This is a genomic window from Kitasatospora sp. NPDC054795 (assembly GCF_053611565.1).
In genome coordinates, this window is sequence record NZ_JBSHAP010000252.1 from 1 (window position 1) to 4936 (window position 4936).

General features: G+C 71.5%; 4 protein-coding genes and 1 tRNA gene. 3 read left to right on the top strand and 2 right to left on the bottom strand.

Annotated features, from left to right (window positions below; all coding sequences use genetic code 11):
* Positions 1–42 precede the first annotated feature (42 nt).
* On the bottom strand, positions 43–597 hold the full coding sequence (locus ACWGJO_RS40935; RefSeq protein ID WP_452190872.1) for a GNAT family N-acetyltransferase: 555 nt from the start codon (positions 595–597) through the stop codon (positions 43–45).
* Positions 598–672: 75 nt separating this feature from the next.
* On the opposite strand from ACWGJO_RS40935, the gene ACWGJO_RS40940 reads away from it, so the two are divergent.
* Positions 673–1278 carry a TetR/AcrR family transcriptional regulator gene (locus ACWGJO_RS40940; protein ID WP_452190873.1) on the top strand — a complete coding sequence of 202 codons (606 nt, stop codon included), beginning with the start codon at positions 673–675 and terminating at the stop codon, positions 1276–1278.
* Between the two features lie 313 nt (positions 1279–1591).
* On the opposite strand, the gene ACWGJO_RS40945 is transcribed toward ACWGJO_RS40940, so the two are convergent.
* Positions 1592–1667 (bottom strand) — tRNA-Arg (locus ACWGJO_RS40945).
* Positions 1668–2324: 657 nt separating this feature from the next.
* On the opposite strand from ACWGJO_RS40945, the gene ACWGJO_RS40950 reads away from it, so the two are divergent.
* Both ACWGJO_RS40950 and ACWGJO_RS40955 read left to right on the top strand, forming a co-directional pair.
* Positions 2325–2945: a single-stranded DNA-binding protein gene (locus ACWGJO_RS40950; RefSeq protein ID WP_452190874.1), complete on the top strand. Its 621-nt coding sequence runs from the start codon at positions 2325–2327 to the stop codon at positions 2943–2945.
* A 357-nt stretch (positions 2946–3302) separates the two neighbouring features.
* On the top strand, positions 3303–4757 hold the full coding sequence (locus tag ACWGJO_RS40955) for a Cys-Gln thioester bond-forming surface protein (protein WP_452190875.1): 1455 nt from the start codon (positions 3303–3305) through the stop codon (positions 4755–4757).
* The last annotated feature ends 179 nt before the right edge of the window (positions 4758–4936 follow it).

Here is a 4936-nt window from a genome sequence, read left to right on the forward strand (position 1 = left end):
GCACGGAGGTGTCCACCGGGCCCCGCCGCTGTCGCGGGCCGCTCAGCCCTGGGTGGCGGCCGTCCACTCGGAGGCCAGGATGGCCCAGATCTCCTTGTCGTAGCGGACCCCGTTGTACGGGTACCACTCGCGCAGCACGCCGTCGCGGGTCATGCCGACCCGCTCGGCGACGGCCCGGCTGCGGGCGTTGACGGAGGAGCACCACCACTCGGCGCGGTGCATGCCGCGGGTGGCGAAGGCGTAGTCGAGCAGCAGCTTGACGGCGGCGGTGATCAGCCCGTGGCCCTCGCCGGCCGGTTCCGTCCAGGCGCCGATCTCGCAGACGCCGGACCGGGCGTCGAAGCTCACGAACATCACGCCGCCGACCAGCGTGCCGTCCAGCCAGATGCCGTAGATCCGCTTCTGGTCGGCGTTCAGGCCGTCGGAGTAGCGCTGGAGGGTGGCGCGGGCGGAGTCCAGGTCGACCGAGAAGGTCGCCCAGGGGATCCACGGGTCGGTGTGGGCGCGGGCGCGGTCGAGGTGGGTCAGGAACTCGGGGGCCTGCCAGGGCTCCAGCGGGCGCAGTTCGGCGTTCTCGGTGAGCGGTACGGCAAACACGGGCGGCCTTTCACGGGTGGTGCTGAGGTTGGCGGAACCATTCATAACAAACGTTTGGTATGTACGATAGCCCCCATGACACCGGCCCGTGGAGACCATGACGCCCGACGCTCGGATGTTTCCGAGGGGGTGTGGCGGGTGCTCTCCACCCGGGGCTTCGAGGGGCTGACCCTGCGCGCGGTGGCCGCCGAACTGGGTGCCTCCACCGGGATGCTGACGCACTACTTCCCGAACAAGCGGGCGCTGCTCAGCCATGCGCTGGAGGAACTGGACCGGCGCTCGCTGGCCCGGCCCCGGCGCACCGCCCCGGCCGACGGCCCGCCGCCGGCCGGGCTGGCCCGGGTGCGGGCCTCGCTCCTGGACGTGCTGCCGCTGGACGGCGAGGCCGCGGCCGACAACCGGATCTGGGTCGGCTCCTGGGACCACGCCCTGGCCGACCCGGAGCTGGCGGCCGCGCACGCGGGCCGCTACGCGCGCTCGCGCACCGCGCTCACGGCGCACGTCGCGGATGCCCAGCGGCTGGGGGAGCTCCCGGCGCAGGCCGACCCGGCGGCGCTCGCCGCGGGGGCGCAGGCCTTCGTGCTGGGTCTGGTGGTGCAGGCGCTGTTCGCTCCGGAGGAGTTCCCGGCGGAGCGGCAGGCGGAGCTGCTGGACGCCTATCTGGCCGGGCTGGCGGGCTAGGCGGGCCAGGGCGGAGTGTGCCGGTCCGGTCCGGTCCGATTGAGTCGAGTCGGGCCGGATCGGACCGGGTCGGCCGTCGGGGACGGTGCGTGCCCGGACGCGCGCTCCGGACTGTGCGGGGCGGGGGATTCACCGGGAATTCCGGTTGTTCCGATTGACCCCGTTTTCGGTCCTGTTTCACGGCGACCGCGATACGCATCGTCACGAGTTCTGCGCGAAGGGTGCGCGGAACGGTTGGTGTACGGGATGACCGGGTGGTCCGGAGCGAACACGGATGGTGTCCGTCGGAGCGGTGGCCTGCGGAATTGCCGGATGGTGCCCCCAGCAGGATTCGAACCTGCGACCTACCGCTTAGAAGGCGGGTGCTCTATCCGCTGAGCTATGGGGGCGGGACGGGCGGCGCCCTGGCGGGCGCGACCGTGGCCGGGATCGGGCTGGCGGGCGCCGGGGCGCGCGCTGTCCGGCCCCGTACCTGAGGGTGGGGGTGGGGGTGGTGGGCCCTCGCCCTGTCGGGGACAGGATAAGGGTGACCGCTTCCCCGGCCGGGTGCGACGACACCGCCGTTGGTGTGTCGGTTCGGTGGAGCGGTCCGATAATCGCAGGTGAAGGCCGTGAGTGCAGCGGTCTGGGAGTGTTCCGCGCCGGACGTTGTGCAGTCGTTACGGGGCTGCCTCCTCACCCGTTATGGATTCGGCACGGAGAATGTGCCGCCGACGGAGCGGGTGGGGGGCCTTTATCGCCGTTGCGCCGGTCGGATGACGTGCGCGGACGGCCGTCCGGGTGCGTTCCGGACCCTGTTCCCCGGTGGCTTCCGGGGCGTGTCGTCGGGGCGGCGAGCAGCGGGTTTGTTGTCATGGCCGCGAAGATTCGGGCCATGCAGAGGCTGCGGGAGGCTGAAATTCACCCCTGCGGGTGACAAAAGTTTCCACAGGCCCGAGTTATCCACAGGATTTCGGAACTCGGTGGCCGGGATTTCCCCCGAAGTGCACGCTCAAGGCGCACCGGTCGATTCCGTACGGTGCATCGGCGGGAACGGAGGGTGTGCCGTGAACGAGACGCATGTGACGGTGGTCGGCAATGTGGCGACGGAGGTGAGCTACGGCGAAACCGGCGGCGGGGTGCCGATGGCCAACTTCCGGCTCGCCTGCACGGAACGGCGGTACGACCGGCAGCGCGAGTGCTGGGTGGACGGCGAGACGCAGTGGGTGACGGTGACGGCCTGGCGGGCGCTGGCGGTCAATCTGATCGGCTCGCTGGCCAAGGGCGATCCGGTGCTGGTGAGCGGTCGGCTCCGGGTGCGGGAGTGGGCGGACGGGGAGGTGAAGCGCAGCCGGGCCGAGATCGACGCGCGATCGGTCGGACACGACCTCACCCGTGGTACCACGGCGTTCCGGTGGGCGGCGGGGGTGCGCGGGCAGCCGTCGGGCGGTCCCGGGTCGTCCGGGGCGAAGGCCGGTGACGAGGTGGTGCCGGAGTGGATCGTCAGCGCGGTGGAGGCGCGCAGGGGCTCCGTGTCGCGGCCCGGGGCGGGCTCCCCGGCGGCCCCGGCGGCGGTGGCGGCACCCGCCGTGCGGGCGCTGCCGCCCGGCGGGAGGCCGGTCGCGGGGGAACCGGGGGAGGTGGACGGGAGGGCACGGGGAGGTGGCGCCGCGGATGTGCCGACCTGACCGGTCGGGTGACCTTCCCTGTCGACAAATATGTTGATCGAGAACGTCGCTGCGCGCGCACGCGCAATCCGACCGCAAAACAGAAAACCGTCCGTGAGTTTCTGCCGAGCCGTCAGCTTGTGTGGGACCTGAGGGGATTGATAACGATCCAGATACGGAATCGTCCTGATTTCGCATGGGGGTTTCGGGGCCTCCGGGGCTCAATAGGATTCGTCTGGTTCATACCCGCAGCAGTGCCACAGGGGGCACGCGCGGATCGGCAAGTCGGCGGGGACTGCCCACTCGGTGCGGCCCGGCCCGGAGGGATCCCAGATGTTCCAGAGGCAGGGGCTGAGTCTGTCCCGGATAACCACTGTCATGCTCACGACCAGCTTGGCGCTGGGCGGAGGCCTGTTCGCGGCCGGTGCGGCGACCGCGGCCGGCGCGGCCGGCGCACCGACCTCGGGCGTGACCGCCGAGGTCCAGAACGAGATGCTCGGCGAGAAGATCGACGTCGAGGGCAAGGGGACCGTCGACGGCGGCCTGTTCACCCTCAAGACGGACGCGGGCGAGAAGCTCCGGACGTACTGCATCGACTTCGACAACCCGGTCTACCTGGACAGCAACGCCAAGTACCACGAGGCGGACTGGGCCGCGAGCTCGCTCAACAGCAACGCGAACGCCCCCAAGATCCGCTGGATCCTGGACAACTCGTACCCGCAGGCCAGCCTGGCCTCCCTGGCCACGGCCATCCACGTCGACGGTCTGAGCGAGGCGGACGCCGCCGCGGGCACCCAGGCCGCGATCTGGAAGTTCTCGGACAACAAGAACGCCGTCCCGCGCAACGACAAGGCCAAGAAGCTCCGCGACTACCTGGTTGGCGACGCCAACAAGGGCGTCGCGGCCGAGCCGAAGCCCTCGCTGACCCTCGCCCCGGACTCGGTCTCCGGCAAGTCGGGCGGCAAGCTCGGCCCGTTCCTGCTGAACTCCAGCGCGAACGAGGTCAAGCTGACCGTCACCGGCGACGCCGCGGACAAGGTCAAGCTGCTGGACAAGGACAACAAGCCGGTCGGTGGCGCCCTGGCGGGCCCGATCAACAAGGACACCCCGCTGTACCTGGACGTGCCGGCCGGCACCCCGGACGGCAAGGCCGCCATCAACGCCACCGCCGAGGCCACCGTGCTCAGCGGCCGGGTCTTCATGAGCAAGGTGGACAACCGCGGTCGCCACAGCCAGACCATGATCCTGGCCGGCTCCACCAAGGTGAACGTCGCGGCCGGCGCCAAGGCCACCTGGAAGCAGGGCAAGGGCGCGCTGATCGACAGCTCCGCCAAGGAGGAGTGCGCCGCCGGCGGCGTGCGGGTGTCCGTCGCCAACACCGGTGACGAGGCGGCCACCGTCACGGTCGGCAAGCAGCAGGTCGCCGTCCAGCCGGGCAAGACCGAGAGCGTGCTCGTCAAGGTCGAGGAGAAGGCGAGCTACGACTTCACCGTGACCGGCCCGAACGGCTACTCCAAGCAGTTCACCGGCGTCCTGGACTGCAAGACCGGTGTGACCCCGACCCCGGCCCCGACCACCCCGGCCACCCCGGCCGCGACCGGCACCCCGTCCGGCGGCCCGTCCGTGACCCCGTCGGGCACCCCGAGCACCGGTGCCGGCCAGCCGACCCCGGCGACCACCAGCGCCGCCCCCGGCACCGGTGGCCTGGCCCAGACCGGTGCCAATGACTCCACCCCGATCCTCGCCGCCGTCGCCGGTGGCCTGGTCGTGGCCGGTGGCGCCGCCGTCTTCGTCCTGCGCCGCCGCGGCCGTCACGGTCGCACCACCGCCTGAACCGACTGAACCGCCCGAGCGGGCCGGGAGGCGCTGACCTCCCGAGACCCTGAGAGCGGAAACCGGCCCGGGGGCCCCCCCCCCCGGGGGGGGGCGGGGCGGCGCGGGCGGGGGGGGGGGGGGGAGCAGGGGCTTATAAAAAAAAGACGCGGACCCCCCAAAGTGGTGGTGGGATATAG

Excerpts from the sequence above, each read along its gene's own strand:
- ACWGJO_RS40940 (WP_452190873.1), top strand. The coding sequence starts at position 673 with ATGACACCGGCCCGTGGAGACCATGACGCCCGACGCTCGGATGTTTCC.
- ACWGJO_RS40955 (WP_452190875.1), top strand. The coding sequence starts at position 3,303 with ATGCTCACGACCAGCTTGGCGCTGGGCGGAGGCCTGTTCGCGGCCGGT.